The sequence below is a fragment of the Bradyrhizobium sp. USDA 241 genome (genome assembly GCF_049739505.1).
GTDB classification, from domain to species: Bacteria; Pseudomonadota; Alphaproteobacteria; order Rhizobiales; family Xanthobacteraceae; genus Bradyrhizobium; species Bradyrhizobium liaoningense.
The window spans coordinates 874,207-894,580 of sequence record NZ_JBMGPZ010000002.1 but is presented as its reverse complement, the minus strand read 5'-3'; the positions used below and the strand labels follow the sequence as shown (position 1 = coordinate 894,580).

At 58.7% G+C, this 20,374-nt stretch carries 15 protein-coding genes and 1 pseudogene; 13 read left to right on the top strand and 3 right to left on the bottom strand.

The features are described from left to right. Positions 1-14: 14 nt before the first annotated feature. The gene (locus ABIF91_RS05140; protein WP_050995276.1) at positions 15-1,028 is read left to right on the top strand and encodes a glycosyltransferase family 2 protein; all 1,014 of its coding nucleotides are present in this window, start codon (positions 15-17) and stop codon (positions 1,026-1,028) included. A 46-nt stretch (positions 1,029-1,074) separates the two neighbouring features. Here the strand turns inward: ABIF91_RS05140 and ABIF91_RS05135 are convergent, their stop codons facing one another. Then, the gene (locus ABIF91_RS05135) at positions 1,075-1,767 is read right to left on the bottom strand and encodes an FkbM family methyltransferase (RefSeq protein WP_424578789.1); all 693 of its coding nucleotides are present in this window, start codon (positions 1,765-1,767) and stop codon (positions 1,075-1,077) included. 172 nt (positions 1,768-1,939) lie between these two features. On the opposite strand from ABIF91_RS05135, the gene ABIF91_RS05130 reads away from it, so the two are divergent. Genes ABIF91_RS05130 through ABIF91_RS05120 form a run of 3 tightly spaced genes read left to right on the top strand, consistent with a single transcriptional unit; the run spans position 1,940 to position 5,168 of the window. Continuing rightward, positions 1,940-3,064, top strand: coding sequence for a glycosyltransferase family 2 protein (locus ABIF91_RS05130; protein ID WP_028180168.1), 1,125 nt, complete (start codon positions 1,940-1,942; stop codon positions 3,062-3,064). Positions 3,065-3,081: 17 nt separating this feature from the next. Beyond that, positions 3,082-4,275 (top strand): glycosyltransferase family 4 protein, encoded by a 1,194-nt coding sequence (locus tag ABIF91_RS05125; RefSeq protein ID WP_155251953.1) that lies wholly within the window; start codon positions 3,082-3,084, stop codon positions 4,273-4,275. Continuing rightward, positions 4,272-5,168, top strand: a complete 897-nt coding sequence (locus ABIF91_RS05120) for a right-handed parallel beta-helix repeat-containing protein (RefSeq protein WP_050995277.1) — start codon at positions 4,272-4,274, stop codon at positions 5,166-5,168. Before ABIF91_RS05125 ends, ABIF91_RS05120 begins: the two co-directional genes overlap by 4 nt. A 71-nt stretch (positions 5,169-5,239) precedes the next feature. Here ABIF91_RS05120 and ABIF91_RS05115 read toward each other — a convergent pair whose 3' ends face one another. Then, entirely contained in the window at positions 5,240-6,337 is a 1,098-nt protein-coding gene (locus ABIF91_RS05115; protein WP_424578788.1) for a 2OG-Fe(II) oxygenase, read from the bottom strand. Positions 6,338-6,761: 424 nt separating this feature from the next. Between ABIF91_RS05115 and ABIF91_RS05110 the strand changes: the two genes are divergently transcribed. From ABIF91_RS05110 to ABIF91_RS05075, 8 genes and pseudogenes are all read left to right on the top strand, one after another. Then, positions 6,762-7,616: an FkbM family methyltransferase gene (locus ABIF91_RS05110; protein WP_028180170.1), complete on the top strand. Its 855-nt coding sequence runs from the start codon at positions 6,762-6,764 to the stop codon at positions 7,614-7,616. Positions 7,617-8,363: 747 nt separating this feature from the next. Then, a complete protein-coding gene (locus tag ABIF91_RS05105; RefSeq protein WP_424578787.1) occupies positions 8,364-10,880 on the top strand; it encodes an Ig-like domain-containing protein in 2,517 nt (838 codons plus the stop codon). Positions 10,881-10,973: 93 nt separating this feature from the next. Continuing rightward, positions 10,974-12,908 (top strand): type I secretion system permease/ATPase, encoded by a 1,935-nt coding sequence (locus tag ABIF91_RS05100; RefSeq protein ID WP_284282691.1) that lies wholly within the window; start codon positions 10,974-10,976, stop codon positions 12,906-12,908. Then, entirely contained in the window at positions 12,905-14,218 is a 1,314-nt protein-coding gene (locus ABIF91_RS05095; protein WP_028180172.1) for an HlyD family type I secretion periplasmic adaptor subunit, read from the top strand. Before ABIF91_RS05100 ends, ABIF91_RS05095 begins: the two co-directional genes overlap by 4 nt. A gap of 591 nt (positions 14,219-14,809) precedes the next feature. Then, positions 14,810-15,939, top strand: a protein-coding gene (locus tag ABIF91_RS05090) for an IS3-like element ISRj2 family transposase (RefSeq protein ID WP_424579084.1) whose coding sequence is annotated in 2 segments (ribosomal slippage) — positions 14,810-15,062 and positions 15,062-15,939 — 1,131 coding nt in all. Because the reading frame shifts where the segments join, the coding sequence is not laid out codon by codon here. Positions 15,940-16,320: 381 nt separating this feature from the next. Next, positions 16,321-16,758, top strand: a complete 438-nt coding sequence (locus tag ABIF91_RS05085; protein ID WP_424578786.1) for a transglutaminase-like cysteine peptidase — start codon at positions 16,321-16,323, stop codon at positions 16,756-16,758. Positions 16,759-16,777: 19 nt separating this feature from the next. Beyond that, positions 16,778-18,179, top strand: a pseudogene (istA, locus tag ABIF91_RS05080) (IS21-like element IS1631 family transposase); the annotation flags it as partial. Positions 18,180-18,542: 363 nt separating this feature from the next. Beyond that, positions 18,543-18,740, top strand: coding sequence for a hypothetical protein (locus ABIF91_RS05075; RefSeq protein ID WP_155252184.1), 198 nt, complete (start codon positions 18,543-18,545; stop codon positions 18,738-18,740). Between the two features lie 207 nt (positions 18,741-18,947). Here ABIF91_RS05075 and ABIF91_RS05070 read toward each other — a convergent pair whose 3' ends face one another. After that, the gene (locus ABIF91_RS05070) at positions 18,948-19,127 is read right to left on the bottom strand and encodes a hypothetical protein (RefSeq protein WP_050995346.1); all 180 of its coding nucleotides are present in this window, start codon (positions 19,125-19,127) and stop codon (positions 18,948-18,950) included. Positions 19,128-19,197: 70 nt separating this feature from the next. On the opposite strand from ABIF91_RS05070, the gene ABIF91_RS05065 reads away from it, so the two are divergent. Next, positions 19,198-20,262 (top strand): IS630-like element ISRj1 family transposase, encoded by a 1,065-nt coding sequence (locus tag ABIF91_RS05065; RefSeq protein WP_424578785.1) that lies wholly within the window; start codon positions 19,198-19,200, stop codon positions 20,260-20,262. The last annotated feature ends 112 nt before the right edge of the window (positions 20,263-20,374 follow it).

Sequence of the window (20,374 nt, the reverse complement as noted above, 5' to 3'; positions counted from 1 at the left end):
AAAGTGGAGAAGCTATGAAGGTTTCCATCGTAATGCGAACCTACAATCGTGCGCACATTATCGGGGAAGCAATCGAGAGCGCCCTGAGGCAAACGTATGGTGATTTCGAACTAATCGTCGTCGACGATGGATCTTCGGACGGCACGGCTGAAGTCGTAAGACGATTTGGCAGCGAGAAGATCCGCTATATCCGTCATGAGCAGAACCGCGGGGTCAGCGCAGCAGGCAACACGGGTATACAGGCCGCCACGGGGGATGTGATTGCGCATCTGGATTCAGACGACTTCTGGAAGCCGGAAATGCTTGGCAGGCTTGTCGATGTCTTGAATCGCTATCCTCAGCTTGGCGCAGCCTTCTGTGACGTCGAAGTCGTTCGTGGGAAATCTGTTTCATCGATCGTATCAAGCATGCGCGCGTTTCCTGGCTTGCTTGCGTCGCATGCGCAGTCGAGCTCCGACGTCTTTCTGTTCAGCAGTCGCGAGATGTATCTCTGTTTGCTGGAGGAAGTCCCTATAAAGCCGACGGCAATGCTGATCCGGCGGGATGTTCTGGCGACTTTGGGAGGCTACAAGGAATCGTGGCGTTCGGGGGAGGATTGGGAATTGTATCTCAGAATCTCGAAGCATTTTGGGTTCGGGTACGTCAACCGCAAGCTAGCGACCATGCGGGTCCTTGATGATTCGACCCTTTCTAGATTTCAGGAAGAGGACAAGTCCTCGTTGTTGCAGATGGTCTTGGGCGAAAAGAAAGCTCTTCGGCGGGATCACGAAGCGCGACACGCGGCAAATCGTGCGATCTCCCGTCATCATAAGGAGCTGGGATGGATTTATCTCCATTCGGGCAGGCGGATTAAGTCGATCTCCACCTACCTTCGAGGATTTGCGGAAACGGGACACCTCCCTCTTATGATGAGGAGCGTCTTGGCTTTCATGCCTTTAGGTCTCGCTACCGGCTTGAAGAAGATGCTTCCACCCCTTGATTCGCCGGCGTGCTTGAAAAAAATCCTGAGATGGCCAGTCGTGATCTGAGAGAGCCCGCTTCCCGAGAACGCCCGCTGATATGGCACTAATCAGATCAAGGGACGCCGGGTGCAAGACGTAAGTGGTTATCGGTTAGGTACCATGTAAACGTAACCGGGCGCTGCGCTAATCCCGGCACAAATCGTCCTTGGTCGAACGCATACGGTCGATAGCCGAAATCCGAAACAAGATGCGAAATTTGGTCGGAGGCGAAAGCGCACATCAATGCGGGGCTATGCTGCCTCAGCGTATCTTGCGAACCTTGCAATATCTCGAACTCGCAACCCTGAGCGTGCACCTTGATCAGCGAGGGCGACATGGCAAAGGAGTCGAGCGTACGGCATTCGACGTGATGTTCCTTCACGACCAATTTGGCATCGTCGAAGCGGTACATGCGCCCAGGATCGCTCAACCAGTCCGTCGCTGCTTCGCGGCTTGTCGCCGCCATCCCATCGCAGCCCCAGTAACCATATGACGGGACGAAAAACGTGATGCTGCCGGGCTTTGCTCCTAGCGCGCATCCAAATACCGAAACCGATCGGTCTCGTCTGAAGCGGGCTCGGAGCCGCTCGGCTGAGCCGGGCTCGGGTTCGAAGGCTGCAATTTCCGATCGAGGCCTATATCTCCTGAATGCGGAAACGCTTTGCCCCCGATTTGCTCCGATATCGATGATCAGCCCATCGGGATTGACGGGCCAGACCACTCCTTCGTACTCGGGCTTCGAGAAATATGCAGCCGTCAAATCCATGAACGCAAATCTCGCACGCGCGATGCCCGGAACCATCGCGTATGCGAAACGGGCATATGGCTTCAAATTCATCCGTCGCACCGTTGTCATTTAAAGTTATTCGTGCAAATTAAATAGAAAAATATATAATTGCAACGGAAGATGAGTTTCATTCAATCTCGGAAAGCTCGCGATGGAATTGAACGGCGACAAGATGAACGGATCAATAAAAGGTGGATATAGTGTAAAGGTTCCCGAGGTAGCAATTATCATCGTCGGCTTCCGCAACTCGGCGGATATCAGGGCTTGCCTGCAAGCTTTGTCGCGTCTCAGCCCGAGACCTGCCTTCGACGTGTTCATCTGCGAAAATGGCGGTACGGATGCCTTTGATCGACTGATCTGCGATTTGTTGGACGCAGAGGGGCCCTGCTGGCGACGGAGGCCCCCCGGAACTCCGATGGATCTTGCTGGGGGCCGGTTTGCTCGGATCGAGCGGCTCGGCTTGCGGTCAGGTACTCCTGATGTCTGGATCGGATGCGCCAGGGACAACCTGGGTTACGCCGGGGGCATTAACGCGTGGCTGTCTCGGCTTAGCCGCATGGAGGGCTGGCGGGGTATCTGGGTATTGAACCCGGATACGGAGCCAACCGAGTCGGCTCTGGCAGCGCTCTATGAGCGCGCCGAGTCCGGGCGCAAGGCGATGGTGGGCTGCACAATTCTGGACAGCGATGAAAGCGAGCACATCAGATTTCGAGGCGGCTTGCACTGGGAAAAGATGGCGGCGAGGGGTGTAGCGATCGGTCTTGGGGAGCGTCTCGATATTTCCTACGACATCGCAGCTGTCGAACAGGCCATGGATAGCCCTTCCGGAGCATCGATGTACGTGACGCGCTGGTGCATCGAGGCGATCGGTCCGATGGATGAAAGCTATTTCCTATTCTACGAGGATCTGGACTGGGGTATCCGCGCGAAACATCTGGGATTGGGCTACGCGCACGACTCCGTCGTAGTTCACAAGCGCGGTACGACAACCGGGTCGGCAAGAAGTGCGGCGGCCATACCCAAGCTCTCCGTCTATCTTCAGCATCGTAACGGCATTCGCTTCGTGCGCACGCATTTCCCATGGACGTTGCCACTTCGCGTGTTGATGTCGCTTTTCCAGGCCGCTCGCTTTCTCAGGCGTCAAGCACCAAGGAATTGTTGGGCAGTGCTTCAGGGTGTGTTGGCCGGGCTGAGAGGCGAGACGGGAAGACCAAGTTGGCACCGCGACGGCCTCGCGGGCGCCGCGGGCGCGCCATCGGAGCTTCGGCCAGGCTGACGTGTTTGGAGCTTTTCATGAGCGCACAATTGGATGTGTTCCTGCCTCTGCCGCTGACAATAAAAGGTCCGAGCTATACGTGCGGAATGCTGGCCAAGGGCATGGCGGCAGCGGACTTCCACATTGCGATTACGACGCCCCGCGCAAGAGGCCACCGGGTGTCTCCTGCGGAAGTTGTCCAAGTGCTTCCACCGTGGGCCCGGTATATGCCGTACAAATGGGTAAGGTCCCTCGCAGGTGAGATGATGGAGGGGCGATTTCTATCCCATGTAACCACGACGCGATCCGAAGGTGGTGTCGTTTACATTTGGCCGGACGCATCTTTGCATGTCATTCGCGCGCTGAAAAAGAGGAACATCAAGGTATTCCGTGAAATGATCAATTGCCATCGAGGCGCGGCGAAGATCATTCTCGATGATGCCTATGGGCGTCTGGGACTCGCTCCAGTTCATTCGATCACTGGTGCCTCAGTTCGGGCCGAGCAAGCTGCTCTCGAGGCGGTAGACTACGTATTCTGCTCGAACGCCATGGTCGAGGCGTCGCTTCTCGAGAGCGGCTTGCCCGCCTCGAAACTCATAAGTGCAAGCTACGGCTGGGACCCGCAGCGATTCAGCGGGAGCAAAAAACTCTTGCCGCCATGCGAGGGCGTGACGGCAGTGTTCGTTGGCTCGATTTGCGTCCGCAAAGGCTGTCATTTGCTGCTTGACTATTGGGCCCGAAGCAATGTGAACGGTCGTCTGGTGCTGGCAGGTGTCCTGGAGCCGGCCATACGAGAGCGATGCGCAAATCTGTTGGCTAGGCCCGACGTCGTCGTGCTCGACTACGTGAACGACGTCGGTGCGCTCTACCGCGCTGCCGACTTCTTTGTCTTTCCTTCGTTGGAGGAAGGAGGGCCGCAGGTTACGTATGAGGCCTGCGGATGTGGCTTGCCGGTCATCACCACCCCGATGGGAATGGGGCGGATTGTGCGACATAATCAAGAGGGGTTTGTCCTCGAACCGTACGATGGCGAAGGGTGGGTGGACGCGATCCGCAGCCTTGCCGAAGATGGCGTTGCTCGAAAGCGGATGGGTGCGGCAGCCGCGCAACGCGCCCGCTCGTTTCACTGGAATGAGGTAGCCATCAGACGACGCCAACAGATATTGGACCGTGTTGCACCCCTGACGCCGTGCGCGATGTCCAGCGGTGATTTCGTCGGGAGAGGAGCATGAGCTGTTCTTACGCACTGTCGATAACGCGGCGCGTGGCCTTCTTTCCTGCCGTCTTCCAGGTGCTTCTCTCGTCCTATTCGGAAGCGGAGACGGTCACCTTGCATGGCAGGACGATTGATCTGAGCGGATTTCCGAACGCAACCAATACCGGCGTTCCTCCAGGAACGACTTTGAAGGAGTCCGATGGATTTGTGATCAGCTCTTCAGGTGCGGTAATCGAGGGGCTGGATATCCGGGGAGGGGTCGTAATCGATGCCCCGAATGTAACGCTCAGGAATTGCAGGATTACGTATGATGGCGTTTACGTCGTTCTCATCAAGGGCGGGATCAGCGGGACTGTGATCCAGAATTGCGAGATCGACAATCTCGGATCAGGCGGCCAGTGCATAGCCGGGCAAGGCTCATTTCTCAGAAACAACATCAGGAATTGTGCCGACGGAATCGCAGTTGGCGGGAACGACACGGTGATTGAGGGAAACTACATTCACGATATGCGCGGAACTCCCGCTTCTCACTTCGACGGAATTCAGGCTGACGGAAATTTCTCACATCTTACAATTCGACATAACACCATTATCAATGAAAATATCCAGACATCCGCCATTATGGTCGACAATTACGCGGGGCCAATCAATGACGTGCTGATCGAGAACAATCTGCTGATCGGCGGTGGATACACCGTCTATATAAATGAAGTTGCCAAGGGCCAACTCGTCGGCGGTCCGGTGACGAATGTGACCTTCATAAACAATCAGCTTTTCGGATGGCACTGGGGAGGTCTCGACCTCAGGACTGAGCTCGGCAATATGCCAATCATATCAGGCAACATCAACAAAGCGACCGGCTCAGCCATCCCGCCTGGGAAGAAGCCGGCTTCCAAACCGACGAGGTAACGGCGCGCTCGTCATCCGTTGTTGGAGCAGCCTACGTGGACGCCTATGGTACGTTCTTAGCGCGGTCTATCCTAGGATGTCTGTGACGCATCCAGTGTCTTTCTGTACGCATCGCGCAGCTGTTGTGAGACTTCATCGTAGAAAAAGGAAATGAATGCATATCGGCGTCCGCGTGTTACGGGGGTCACTTCGTGCAGGAGCGAGCAGGAGAACACGATCGCGTCTCCAGGCGCATTACGGAAGGTCTGATGGCCAAATTCAGGGAAACGAAGATCGCCACCTTCATAATCGTCGTTCAAGTTTATCGTTACCGCAAAGCGGCGGTGAGCGACCACAGGTGCTGTGTTGTCGCGGTGCGGCCGAAAGTAACCTCCGGTCGCCGCGTCGTAGCAGCCTACGAGGTATCGTTCGATGCGCGTAGTGTTGAACTGAAAGGCGCGATAGACAATCGGCAGAAGGCGACGTTGGAGGAGATATCGGGTTTGTTGGAGCGCATGTTGATCAGATATGTAGTAGTCGAGGCGTTTCCGGAAGTTCGTATCAGTGCGCTCGAGAATCTTTCCTTGGTTTTCGATCAACCCAATTTCGCGTCCGCCTGTCGTGTCATAGAGATCGATCAACCGATGGCAGAATGCGCGATCGAATATTTGGGGCACCACCAGCACCGGCGCGTTCTGGGCCGCCGGAGGGACTGCCAAGAGTTCAGTGAGTCTCGATTGGACACGCTCAACAAATGCGGATGGCTCGGTTAAGGACAAGATCTCCATGATTTGCAGCGTTGGGCTGAGGACAAACGCGGCTGGACGGACCGTTGCGGGATGCCCGGCCGCGGCAGATCCTGTTACCCCGTATTGGCTCGCGACCATGTTATTCTGGTCCCAAAGAAGAAGCTGCCCAGGGGGAAGTTGGCGCGCGGGCTCTTGCGCAAAATCATTCGGATCATTGCTGATGCCGACCAGGAGCGCGCGTTCGTGGTCCAGCAAATCGTGGCGGCGCGCGAGCGTGGCAAGCACCTCAGCCACATCGGGGCGGGCGGCCGAGCCTATGAAGAACAGGACAATGTATCGGCCTGCCAGTTCATCGAAGGCGAAAGCACTGGCGGAGCTGCGGCCGGTGGCCGCCGAGAACCACGGAGCCGGTTCGCCAACACTGAGAGGTGAGGTTGCCATGTTTTTCTGATCTTTCTAAAATCCCCTCTACGTCGAGGGAGCCCCCTTCGAGGTTGACCAGGTGATCATTCCACTTGGGTGGGCACATATCGAGTTAATCTCGATCGCGAATACCTTTTTAGCCGCCGCCATTGTGTATTTGAGGCCAACATGATGTCGCTTCTGTGGTGTCGTCCAACCCATCGAGGCGCTCGCTTCCGCGACGAGAGTGCGGACGCGCTCTCGGTTCGAGATCGCATCCGGCGGATTCTGCCACGCCAGTCAGACCATAGTTCGCTCCTGTTCCTCTGCGTCAATTAAAGGAAATCCCATGCAACCGGAATCGCGAGGGTTTGTTTTCAGTAAGCTGTACGACAACAGAATTTCCGCGCCGTTCAAGTGCTCGATTGTGAGGTCGATTGCGCGTAGAAATGGATCACGCGCGATGCTCAACCATTACTATGGCTTGCTTGATGATCGGGCTAAGTCTCGGTTCCACGCAAGATACGCGAAGATATTCCGAGATCAGAGTGGTGAACGCCTGGCAACTGGCGACTGGACTGTTCACTTCGACGGCAAGGCAATCCGGCTGCCGCTTCGATCGTCATCCTTGTGGCTTGATTGGGATAGCGCGGTCTCAATCGTTGGGCACGACGTGGAGATCAAGCAGACATATGCTGAGCTGGTCAAGTCGGATGAGCGTCCGGCGCTTTTCTTGGACGTCGGAGCCAACTACGGAACACATTCGGTTCTTTTCTTATCGGCCGGCATACCGACGATCTCGTTCGAGCCAAATTCGAGTTGCTTCGCGTATTTCCAAACAGTTTGCGAATTGAACCGCCTCGAAGGATGGCGATGGGAGCAAGTCGCAGTTGGCGATCGGTGTGGCCAAGTCGAGCTGGTTTATCCTGAGCATGAAACATGGTTAGGCTCAGTATCCCTGGACGTAATGTCAAGCGTGAAGAGTTCGGGTAAGGTGACAACGAAGCAGGTGCCGCTCCGGAGGATCGACGAATATCTGGACGATATCGGCCGCGACAAGATCCTCATGAAGATCGACGTGGAGGGCTTCGAGCGCGAAGTCATCCAAGGCGCTTCGCAATTGCTAACGCGTTATGGCCCGAAGATTATATTCGAAAGCAACACGGCAAAGTCGCGGGGGGAATTCATTCAGCTGCTAAGCAGTTTCGGATACTCCGTTTACTCGCTCCCTTATCGCCCCTCCGCGGGTCATGTCGCTTTGCGGCCAGAGGCATTTTTGGCGAGTGTGGCGACCAATTTTATCGCGATCGCCGGTTGATCATCAACCGGCCGCTAAATGCGCATGGCCTTGATCGTGCGTCTTCCCGCACGTCCACGGCTCTCAAAGGGGGCGTGCACTCGAACGTTCGGCATTATCCGATCAGACATCATATGCCGATTATCCTAGGAAAAGTGAGGGCGGCACCATCCCCATTGGTTTCGCGCTCTGGCCGTTTTGGGCGGCTGTGCTGTCACGTTACTTTAGACTCAACGGTCATTTGCGGCTTCGCTTTTGTAAATACCCTAATTCAATCTTGCAAAATTCGTGATAAGAGAAGAGCCGCGAGAAAATGATTCTCGCGGCGGCCGCCGCTTTGCTTTGCGGAATGTACGGTGCCATTCGATGCCGCCGGGCTGGGCTCGGTGGCAGGATTGAATTGTGGATTTGCGCGATACGGCCGAAGGGGCGGAAGGGCGTAGTTGCGGGGCGTAGAGCTGAAGAATCGATTAAATATCTGATGTTTGATGGCGTTGTGTCGCAAGGCGCTGCCCTGCGTGGCTAGGGGATTTGGGCAGGGGCGCAAACAAAGACCTCAGGCAGGCCAGCATGTCGTCTAAAAAAAGCCGTCCGCAACCGACCATTACGCTCGCGTCGTGTCTAGGGCGGCGTGACGCTTCGGATCGGTTTCTTGGGGACATTAACTAATTAAATCGATCAAAATCACGCCGCTATCAAACTAAACCACTAAGGAGAACGATTTTGGCAACAGCGACTACAGCATGGGCGGATGCTACGAATACGGGGGTGCAGGCGGGCGTAGGTCTTACGACCCACAACGGTAATCTTGTCATCAACACGCCGGGAGCGGTGATCAGTGGACTCGACATCCGCGGGTCGGTGGTGATCAACGCTCCGAACGTCACGCTCGTGAATTGTAAGGTAGCGTCGTCATCCTTCTACGTCGTCAACGTGGCTTCCGGGGTGACCGGGGTTACGATCAAGAACTGCGACATCGATGGGATGGGCAGCGGCGGCCAGGGCATCGCCGGCGCAGGGACCTTTCTTAACAACAACATTCACGGAACTGCCGACGGCATCGGTGTCGGCGGCGACAACACGGTCATCCAGAACAACTACATTCACGATATGCGTGGCACGTCCGGCTCGCATTTCGATGCAATTCAGGCTGACGGTGGCTTTTCGAACCTGACCATCAGCCACAACACCATCATCAACGAGCAGATTCAGACGTCAGCGATCATGCTCGACAATTATTGGGGGCCGATCAGCAACGTCAAAATTGACAACAACCTCCTCATCGGCGGTGGGTACACGGTCTATATCAACGAGATCGCCAACGGCCAACCAGGCGGTGGCACAGTAACCGGGGTGTCCTATACGAATAACCACGTCGGCGGTGGTTATTTCGGTGATCTCAATTTGAGAATGGAGCTCGGAAGCTCGATCGTCCAGAGCGGAAATGTCAATGACGGCCTCGCTCTGAAGGCCATTCTCAATACATCCGCAAACACCGGCAGTGGGACGGGCAGCGGCTCCACTGCGCCCGGAGCGCCCGTCATCGCTTCGTTCTCGAACGATACCGGGACGACCGGTGACAAGATCACCAGCGACAATACCATCGAACTCAAGGGCTCCGCTGCTGCCGGCAGCACGGTCAAGTTCTACGATGGTACGACTCAAATCGGTTCGACAACGGCGAATTCCAGCGGCAGTTGGACCTACATTACGAAGGTGCTGACGGACGCCAAGCACATGCTCACCGCAACGGCGACCAATTCGTCGGGGCAGACCAGCGGGGCGTCGTCCGCGTTGGCAATCACCGTTGATACCAAGGCGCCGACTGCGCCGACGATTGCCAGCAGCAAGGTGAACAGTGCCAATCAGGTGGTGATGTCAGGCAATGCCGAGGCGGGCAGCGTCGTGAAGGTGCTCGACGGCACGACCCAGATCGGGACCGCGACCGTGAACACGAGCGGTGTGTGGGCCTATACGTCCGCAGCCCTTGCGGTCGGTGCGCACAGCCTCACGGCGAAGGCAGCGGACGCGGCAGGCAACACCAGTGTGGCGTCCGCCGTTGTCACGGCGAGCGTCACCTCGACGTCGCCCACTGCACCGACGTCGCCCACCACGCCGACCTCGCCTACTACACCGACGTCGCCCACTGCTGGCACGGTGATCGAGTCGGCCGGTGCGACACGTCTCGTGGAGAGTGCTGACAAGTACTACCTCAACAGCAGCACCGGGACAGGTCCCACGCTGAAGAAGGGCGGTGTGGCCTACATCGATGGGTCAGATGGCACCTGGGCTCCCATTGCTGCAGAGAAGACGGCGTCGGGCTATCAGGTCGTCTGGAAGGAGGCGAGCACCGGCAAGTACACGGCCTGGAACACCGACAGCAATGGCAACTACGTGTCCCACGTGAGCAGCGTGACCGGGTCCACATCGGGCGGCTTCGTGTCGAGCTATGGCGTCAAATCGCTCGAGACGAGCTTTCACCAGGATCTGAACGGGGACGGACAGATCGGTACTTCCAGCACGTCCACGCCGACGTCCCCCACCTCTCCGACGTCGCCCACTGCTGGCACGGTGATCGAGTCGGCCGGAGCGACACGTCTCGTTGAGAGTGGTGACAAGTACTATCTCAACAGCAGCACCGGGACGGGTCCCACGCTGAAGCATGGCGGTGTGGCCTTCATTGATGGGTCGGATGGCACTTGGGCTCCGATTGCCGCCGAAAAGACCTCGACGGGCTATCAGGTCGTCTGGAAGGAGGCGAGCACCGGAAAGTACACGGCGTGGAATACCGACAACGATGGTAACTACGTTTCCCACGTGAGCAGCCTGACCGGCTCGAGTTCCGGGGGCTACGTGTCGACCTCCGGCCTCAAATCGCTCGAGACGAGCTTCCATCAGGATCTCAACAGCGATGGGCAGGTTGGTACGTCGAGCATAGCTACTTCGTCCACGAGCACCACTTCGCTCGCTGCGACTTCGAGCTCGACGAGCAGCAACGTACAGACGAGCACTTCGGGTAATGACGTCTTCGTTGGCACCACCAAGGCCGACACATTCTCGTTCGCCGCGAACTTCGGTAACGATGTCATCAAGGACTTCGTTGCCAGCGGACCTGCTCACGACACGATCCAGTTCAGCAAGAGCGTGTTCGACAGTTTTGCGAGTGTTCTCTCCCACGCGACCCAATCGGGTCAGGACGTCGTCATCGCGACGGGGGGCGACACGCTCACGCTGAAGAACATGAAGGTCGGTTCGTTGACCAGCCAGGACTTCCACTTCGCGTAAAGTGTGGGCAGCCACACCGAGTAGTACTCAACAACTGCCTTGGGGATCTCTTGGGGGATCTTCAGACAAAGGCATGGTTCAAGGGCGGCTACAATGATGGACTTTGGACGGCGGGGGGCATTCCCCCCGCCCGCTAATCTCATTAGAATTCCACTTCTTCACATATCAGAGCTCTGGGCGGCTGGACGGCAGCGGGCGGAAAACGCCGAGTTGCGGACATCGCGACTGCTCGATTGGACGAAGCGCCCGATCGAAGCTCTGCGGCAGCGAATATTCACCGGTCGACGGCGGCCGGCGGATGACTATGACGATTCGCAGTCGGAGCTGTCGGCCTTCCTGCGGTCTTGCCGCCGGATTTTCTGGGCCCTCGCGGCCTTCAGCGGGATGAGCAATCTCCTCATGCTCACCGGTTCGTTCTTCATGCTGCAAGTGTATGACCGGGTGCTGCCCGGGCGCAGCATTCCGACACTGATCGCCTTGATGGTCCTGGCGACGGTGCTTTACCTGTTTCAGGGTGGGCTCGACCTCATCAGGGGCAGGATAAGTGCCCGGGTCGGGCGGTATTTCGATGAAATGCTCGGCGCTCGCGTTTTCGACGCGCTTGTTCGCCTGCCTCTCAAGACCAGGGCGGATGGCGACGGCTTGCAGCCGGTGCGGGATCTTGATCAGGTCCGCAGCTTCCTGTCGAGCGGCGGGCCGACGGCGCTGTTCGATCTGCCCTGGATGCCGATCTATCTCGGCGTCTGCTTCCTCTTTCACTTCTGGATCGGCGTCACTGCGCTGGCCGGCGCGCTTGTGCTTGTCGGCATTACGATCCTCACCGAAACTCGAACCCGAGGGCCGGCAAAGGCGACCTCGCGTCTGGCCGTATCGCGAACTGCCCTTGTGCTCGAGGGGCGGCGGAATGCCGAAGTCTTGCAGGCCATGGGCATGCGCCAGCAGGCGGCGATGCGTTGGCGCGATGCCAACGCGAAGTACCTCGCGGCGCAAGAGCGGGCCAGCGATGTCGCGAACGGACTCGGTGGCGCCTCGAAGATCTTCCGGGCAATCCTGCAATCGCTGGTCTTGGCCGTCGGGGCCGTCCTCGTCATCAACCAGGAATCGACCGCCGGCATCATCATTGCCGGATCGATCCTCACCGCGCGGGCACTGGCGCCCGTCGAGATGGCCATTGCGAACTGGAAAGGCTTCGTCGCTGCGCGGCAGTCGGGACAGCGGCTCGATCACTTGCTGAAGCTTCTGCCTCAAGAGGAGGAGCGATTGGCGCTGCCTGCGCCCGTTGAAACTCTCACCGCCGAGCATCTCTATGTCGGCGCTCCGAACTGCGAGAGGCCCACCCTCAGCGAAGTGTCATTCCAGCTGCGGAGCGGGCAGGCGGTTGGAATCATCGGTCCAAGCGGGTCCGGCAAGTCGACGCTGGCACGTGCGCTGGTTGGGGTGTGGCCGTGCGTTCGAGGCCGGATCCGGCTCGACAACGCCGCCCTCGATCATTGGTCTTCGGACGGCCTCGGCAAGCACATCGGTTATCTGCCCCAGGATGTCGAATTGTTCGACGGCAGCATTGCCATGAACATTGCAAGAGTCGACCCGCAGGCAACCGCCGCCGCTGTTCTTGAAGCCTCACATTCCGCCGGTGCGCACGACCTCATCCTCTCCCTTCCGGACGGATACAGCACGAAGATCGGCGAGGGAGGACTGGCGCTGTCCGCCGGGCAGCGGCAGCGCATCGGGCTTGCGCGCGCGTTTTACGGCAAGCCCTTCCTGGTCGTGCTCGATGAACCCTCGTCCAATCTCGATGCCGAGGGCGAGGAGGCCTTGACCGAGGCGATCATGAACGTGCGCCGCCGGGGAGGAATTGTCGCCGTTGTCGCCCATCGCCCGAAGGCGCTGGAAGCGGTTGACCATGTCTTGTGCCTCGGAGACGGCAAGGTTCAGTCCTTCGGCAAGAAAGAGGAGGTTCTCAACAAAGTGTTGCGAAATCCGGTACCGCTCAAAGTTGTCGGGGAAGCTCAAGGAGGTGGCCGATGAGCGGTCAGGTAGCGCCGGCACTGCAATCCATCCAGCGTTACATGATCGTTGGAATGATCATGCTGGCTCTGGTGACCTTCGGGGTCGGCGGCTGGGCGACCACGACCCAATTGTCGGGCGCGGTCATCGCCCAAGGCGTGGTTGTGGTGGATTCGAGCGTCAAGAAGGTCCAGCACGCGACGGGCGGGATCGTGGGCGAGTTGCGCGTGCGGCAAGGCGACCGGGTCAAGGCAGGCGACATTTTGATCCGGCTCGATGAGACCCAGACGCTCGCGAATGCGACGATCGTCACCAACAGCATCGATGAGCTGTTCGCGCGGCAAGCCCGTCTCGAGACCGAGCGCGACGGCGCCGAGCAGGTTGTGTTTCCCAAGGTGCTGCTCGACCGGGCCAAGGAGAGCAACTCCGAAGCAAATCGTGCAATTACCGCGGAGCGTAAACTGTTCGACCTGCGTCGTCAGGCGAGGAGCGGCCAAAAAGCGCAGTTGCAGGAGAAAAGCGCGCAGCTTGAAAACGAAATCAAAGGCTACATGGGGCAAACCGAGGCCAAGCAGAAGGAGGTCGAATTCATCCGCCAGGAGCTGGAGGGCGTGCGCAGCCTCTGGCAGAAGAACCTGGTGCCGATCACGCGGCTCAACGCCCTTGAGCGCGACTCCGCCCGCATCGAAGGCGAGCGCAGCCAGCTCGCCGGAATGATTGCTCAGTCGAGGGGCAAGATCTCGGAAATCGGACTCCAGATCATTCAGATCGACCAGGACCTGCGGACGGAAGTCGGCAAGGATTTGATTGAAACGCGCTCCAAACTAGCGGAACTGAGCGAGCGCAAGACTGCCGCCGTCGATCAGCTGAATCGAGTCGATATCAGGGCTCCGCAATCGGGCCGTGTCCACGAGCTGAATGTCCACACTGTTGGCGGCGTCATCTCGCCCGGCGAGCAGATCATGCTGATCGTACCTGATGCGGATTCGCTCGCGATCGAGGTCAAGATCGCACCGCGCGATATCGACCAAGTTTACGTGGGACAGACCGCAACGATGCGCTTCGCAGCGTTCAACCAGAAGACCACGCCCGAAATCGATGGGGAGGTCAGCATGGTCTCGGCAGATATCACGCAAGATCAGCGCGCCGGCACGAGCTACTATACGGGCCGCGTCCTGCTGAAGCCGGAGGAGCTGGCGAAGCTCGGCTCGGCCAAGCTGCTGCCCGGCATGCCGGTCGAGGTTTTCATCAAGACGGCAGGTCGGACCGCATTGTCATACCTGCTCAAGCCGCTGCAGGATCAGGCGGGGCACGCGTTCAAGGAGCGTTGAGATCTTTCGCGCAAGCATTCGTCGCCGGCGTCCACCCGAGGGCGCCGGGGACGAAAGCGCATCACGCCCCCTGACGGGGCCTACGACCGGAGCGCCCGCAGCGCGCCAGGCAAACGGTTCGCCGCAGGAGATTTAACGTGGCCAATGCGTGAGATCATCAGATCATCGGCCTCCGAATGAGCCGCAGCAGATCGCGCGGCTTTCGGTGGATCACCGTAACGGACGCCTGTTGCCTCTGGGGCGAGGCCCGCGATCTCTCGAGCGGCCGTCCGCTCGGCACGTCCTTTCGCCCGGAGTGAAGGGGCATCGCGGTTACGGAAGCCAATCACCGCAGCTTGGCCTCACGAGCAGCTCATCTCGCATATGCATCTGTCCCGTCCGGACTACCCGTTTGAGCATTGGCCTCGAATAAGCGGATTAAAAACGAGAATCATATGCAGCGGTAAATTTTGAGACCGCTGGATGCGCGAGCAACTCCCTCGCGGCGTTCTCCGTCGGGCGGCAGAGCTGGCCCCGCAAATTCGGACAGTAGCTTGAGTGGATTTTCTGCCTGACAGCGGCGAGGATTCTTGCTGCGAATCAGGAGCGAAGATGACGAAGAAGAGCCGCCGGACGCATTCTCCGGCATTCAAGGCGAAGGTTGCTTTGGCTGCGGTCAAAGGCGACAAGACACTGGCGGAGCTGGCGCAACTGTTTGATGTTCATCCGAACCAGATCACGATCTGGAAAAACCAGCTCCTGGAAGGCGCCGCCGGCGTGTTTGGGCATGACAAGACATCGGCCGAGACGCCGGTCGATTTGAAGGCGTTACATGCCAAGATCGGCGAGCTGGCGTTGGAAAACGATTTTTTGTCCGGCGCGATCACCAAGGCGGGCCTGCTGAGCGCAAAGCGATGATCGACCGCGATCATGATCTTTCTATCGTGCGCCAGGCGAAGGTCCTGAAGCTGGCTCGCAGCACGGTCTACTATGAACCTCGGCCAGTTTCGGCCGAGGACCTTGCCTTGATGCGTCGGCTCGATGAGCTGCATCTCGATTATCCCTTCGCGGGAGCGCGTATGCTGCGATCGTTGCTGCGGCGGGAGGGCGTATACGCCGGTCGCCGCCACATCGCGACGCTGATGAAGCGCATGGGGATCGAGGCGGTCTATCGTCGCCCGAACACGAGCAAGCCGGCTCCGGGTCACAAGATCTACCCGTACCTGTTGCGCGGATTGAAGATCGAGCGGCCCGACCATGCGTGGGCAATGGACATCACCTACATTCCGATGCGGCGTGGCTTCGTCTATCTCGCGGCGGTCGTCGATGTGTTCAGCCGACGGGTCCTGGCCCATCGCGTCTCGATCACAATGGAGGCGGCCTTCTGCGTCGAAGCGGTCCAGGAGGCGTTGGCGAAGCACGGCAGGCCCGAGATTTTCAACACGGATCAGGGCAGCCAGTTCACCAGCCTCGAGTTCACCGATGTGCTGCTGGACGCGAAGATCGCCATCAGCATGGACGGCAAGGGCGCCTGGCGCGACAACGTGTTTGTCGAGCGGCTCTGGCGCACGGTCAAATACGAAGAAGTATATCTCCGCGCCTACGACAGCGTGTCCGAGGCGCGAGCGTCAATTGCCAAGTATCTGGCCTTCTACAATCAGGGACGCCCTCACTCGAGCCTTGACGGGCGCACGCCCGACGAGGCTTACTTCGGCACGCAAGCTATGGTGATGGCCGCATGACCGTCGCCGACGGTTTTGTCGTCGCTCTGGTCGGGCTACGCCCTCCCGACGCAACGACAAAACCGTAAAGCCCCGCGTTCAGCATAACCCGGCAGGAATCCACTTAAATCCAGCGGGGCGCTGTCCAAACAACCGGGGCCAGCTCTGGCCCCACCAGGCCAAAACCCGCTATTCACTCGTCCCGATGTTTGCATCTGCAGGTCTGCGAACATCAGGGCCGTCTGCGTGCGGTATTCGCGTAGATTTAATTCGCGTTTATTATTGTTATTTAGATTAAATAGGATTAATATCAATAGTGTGAGCGACCGGACGGTTTCCCGCGACCGGGGGAGGCTCGAAGCAGCGAATCCTGACCTAGTTGGCGTTCTCAGGGGGCGGCGGATGCAGCGAACCTCGGGGCCGGCCGTTGCGGCGGCCATTGCTGTCATGATCGGAGGCGTTCAGTGGGCTCGTGCGGGATTGTTGACCGGGCCAAGGGCGCCGCCGGCTCTTGCGCGCATTGAACTCGGACGCCCAACGCTTCCGCCTCTCACATATACGGTGTTTTGCTTGCGGTATGAGGCCGAATGTCGCTCGCGGCGCTCCTTCCGCGGCGGTCCGATCCGGTTGACCGAGACGCGATGGGCAGACCTGCAGGAGATCAATCGCACGGTCAATCAGGCAATAGAACCGGCTCGCAACGAGTTCGGTCTCGCCGGCGAAGAGTGGACCATCAATCCCGATCGTGGCTTCCCCGTGGGTCGGTCAAAATCCCCCGGGTATGGTCACTTGAAACTCCCCCACCTGATGATCGCCGTCAGCGCCGCTGAACAGCAGTAGCCGGTCAGGCAGGACGTTTATGTTCGACCCCTTTAGCCAGCAAGGGGCCGGGGAGTTGAACGTCTTGAAGCGACATCTGCAAAGCACCGTACTTACATTACTTGATCGCAACACCAGCCAGCGCGAGATTCACCGGCTGACGGGTGTCGATCGCAAGACGATCCGGCGTTATCAGGCGCTGCGGGCCGGTGCGGAGGCAAATTCCCCCGGGGAAGTGACCACCGGCTCGGTGAGCGCGGACGGCCAAATTCCTCCACCCCGACCACCGGCTTTTGGGACATCGGAAGCGACGGTCACCAGCAGCCTGGCCCGTTCGGCTTGCGAAGCGCATCGGACGTGGATCGAAGAACAGGTCCGGCTGAAGCGGAACGCGCAGGCGATTTACCAGGACCTGGTTGATCAATTTGGCTTTCCGTCCAGCTACCAGAGTGTCAAGCGGTTTGTGCGCCGGTTGCGGCACGCTGATCCTGAGCAGTTTGATCGTCTTGAGTTCCTCCCCGGCGAGGAAGCTCAGGTCGACTATGGCGAGGGCGCGCCGACGGTTGATCCGAAGAGCGGGCGGTACCGTCGTCCCCGCCTGTTCGTGATGACGCTACGCTACTCGCGGCGCAGCTTCCGGCGGGTAGTCTGGAAGTCCAGCCAACAAGTCTGGGCGCAGCTCCACGAAGAGGCGTTCCGGTATTTTGGCGGGGTCCCCAGCTATGTCGTGCTCGACAACCTGAAGGAAGGCGTCCTCAAGCCGGATTTGTACGAGCCCCAGCTCAACCCGATTTACAGCGCGATGCTGGCTCATTACGCCGTGGTCGCCGATCCCGCGCGCGTGGCCGATCCAAATCGGAAAGGATGCGTCGAGAATGCGATTCAACATACCCAGGGCACTGCGCTGGCCGGACGGCGCTTCGAGACGCTGGAGGCGCAAAACGAGTTCTTGAGGCACTGGGAGGAGAACTGGGCTTCCAAACGCATCCACGGCAGCACGCTGCCGTCAGGTCGAGGCGATGTTCCAGGAAGAGAAGCCGCACCTGCGGCCGCTGCCTGTCGCTCCCTTCCGCATCTTCACCGAAGTCGTCCGGACTGTCTGCGACGACACCGCCGTACGCGTCGACAACAGCTATTACGCCGCGCGGCCCGCGCCGATCGGCAGCCAGGTCGTCGTGCGCATCTACACCACCACGATCGAGATCCGTGATCGCCACACCCGTGCGCTGCTGCGTGTTCATTCCCGGATGGCGCACCCCGGTTCTGTCGTCCTGCCGACCAGCGAACGGCCGTTCAACCCGTCGCGGCAAACCGCCGTGCTGCTGGCGAGCGCCGAGCGCATCGGACCGCAGACCAGGGCCTTGTGCCAGCAGGTGTTCGACACCGAAGGGCGCCCCGGACAGCGCGCGATGTGGGGCATTGTCGGGCTGGGCCGGAAGTATCTGTGAATCGGCGTGGGGTCTCGACGCCGATCGGCACGAAAAGTCTCTGATTCACATGACATCGAAGGGGGCGTGCTTCGGTGCCGATTCACAGTCTAATTCTGACTGATCCAACTTGTGCAGCACTCGCATGCAGAAGACCATCATGTGCTGGCGCTTCAGGCGTTTCGTTCTCGCGACCGCGCAATCGCCCATTCGATTCTCTACCCGCGGATCGCGGCATCAGCGATGACGTAACCTCCTCTCCGAAGCGACACTGACGTGCAAGCGCGCTCCGTGGACCATTTTGCAGGACTATTGTTCGCCGCGACCCGCCGCAAGTCCCGATAGCCGTTTGGACCCGCATTTTGCGAGGTTGAGCAATTGGTCGATTCTGCTTTTGCTGCCGAAGATCTCGTCTATGCCCGGTTCTCGGTGGTGCATGGGTCGATGAGCAATGTCTGTTTTGGTTGGGCGCTGAAAACGTCCAACCAAACGTCCCGTTCTGATGCTCATTCGCTGCAAGCGATTGATATCGCTTGGTGGGCGCACCAGGGCTCGAACCTGGGACCCGCTGATTAAGAGTCAGCGACGGGTTGAGAACTACCAATGACTTGCCGGTCGCGTTACGGGTCTGACCGGCCGAAGAATCAGCCATTTCCGTAGATTCATAGATCGTTGCACCGATTGGTCCGAGCGATCAGACATGGAAATCTCCATGACCTAGCGCCGTATCGACGACACCCTTCACGTTGATAGAACAGGCTCGCGGAGAACGTCGCTGATCTCCTAGGAAGTCGACTTCATGCTCTCGATATGTTTCTTGGCCATGCCGGCGCCATGCTCGGCGAAATCGCGGAAGACTTCCTGGAAATTCATGAGCGGTAAATCGAACCTCGGCTTTGCTCCATTCGCAATCTCATTCACTGGATCGGTATGCGTTCCGACTTTCACATTGGCATCATTCACGAGCTTTCATCCGTTCAAGCGAAACTAGTACCCACTTTTCTTGGAACGTGAGTCGTGATTCAAGGTCGGGATGATACCCGAAGCAAGAGAAGTCCACCTTTCGAGGAAAGATCGCAAGGTGCTTGAGGCGTGCTGTCGCTCACCGGTGACGTTGCAGCGCGATTTGAAGCGGGCGCGGATAGTTCTGTTGGCGGCGGATGGGCGCAGCACCCGGTCGATCGCCAAGGAAGTTGGGGTCCAGCCGCGGATTGTCAGCCTTTGGCGGCATCGCTATGCCGACCATGGCCTTGAAGGGCTGCAAGACAAGCCGCGGCCTGGCAAGCAGCCGATCTATACGAAGACGACCGACAAGCGGATTCTGAAGCTGCTGGATAAGCCGCCACCGCAAGGGTTTGCGCGCTGGACCGGCCCCCTGCTGGCCGAGGCGCTGGGCGATGTCGATGTCCAATATGTCTGGCGGTTCCTGCGCAGCCACAAGATTGACCTGGTGGCTCGCAAGTCCTGGTGCGAGAGCAACGACCCGAACTTTACGGCCAAAGCCGCCGATGTTGTCGGCCTCTATGTCGCGCCGCCGGCGAAGGCCATTGTGCTGTGCGTGGACGAGAAGCCCTCGATCCAGGCTTTGGAGCGAGCGCAGGGTTATCTGAAGTTGCCCAATGGCCGCGCCTTGATCGGCCAAAGCCACGATTACAAGCGGCATGGCACCACAACATTGTTTGCGGCGCTCGAAGTCGCCACCGGAAAGATCATCGCGACCCATTCAAAACGCCGGCGCCGCGTCGAGTTTCTCGATTTCATGAACAGCGTCACCGCGGCTTTTCCGAACCGCAAGCTTCACGTCATCCTCGACAACCTCAACACCCATAAAAAGAACGAGGACTGGCTCAAGGCCCACCCCAACGTGCAATTTCATTTCACGCCGACAAGTGCGTCATGGCTCAATCAGGTCGAAGTATGGTTTTCCATCTTGCAGGGGCAGTCGCTCAGCGGCACCTCCTTCACGAGCCTCAAGCAGCTTCAGGAACACATCGATGCCTACGTCAACGCATACAACGACAGAGCCGAGCCCTTCGTCTGGACCAAGAAAAAGGTCCGTCAACGCCGTTTCAAAGGCCGCCGTATCACTCAGCTCTGATTCCGGGTACTAGGTGATGGACTGAAGACCCCGACCGATCCTGGCGTTTGCTGCGCCAGAAGCTCAGTGCCCTTGTGAGCTATGCGGGAAACTGGGTGATGACGGAATGAGA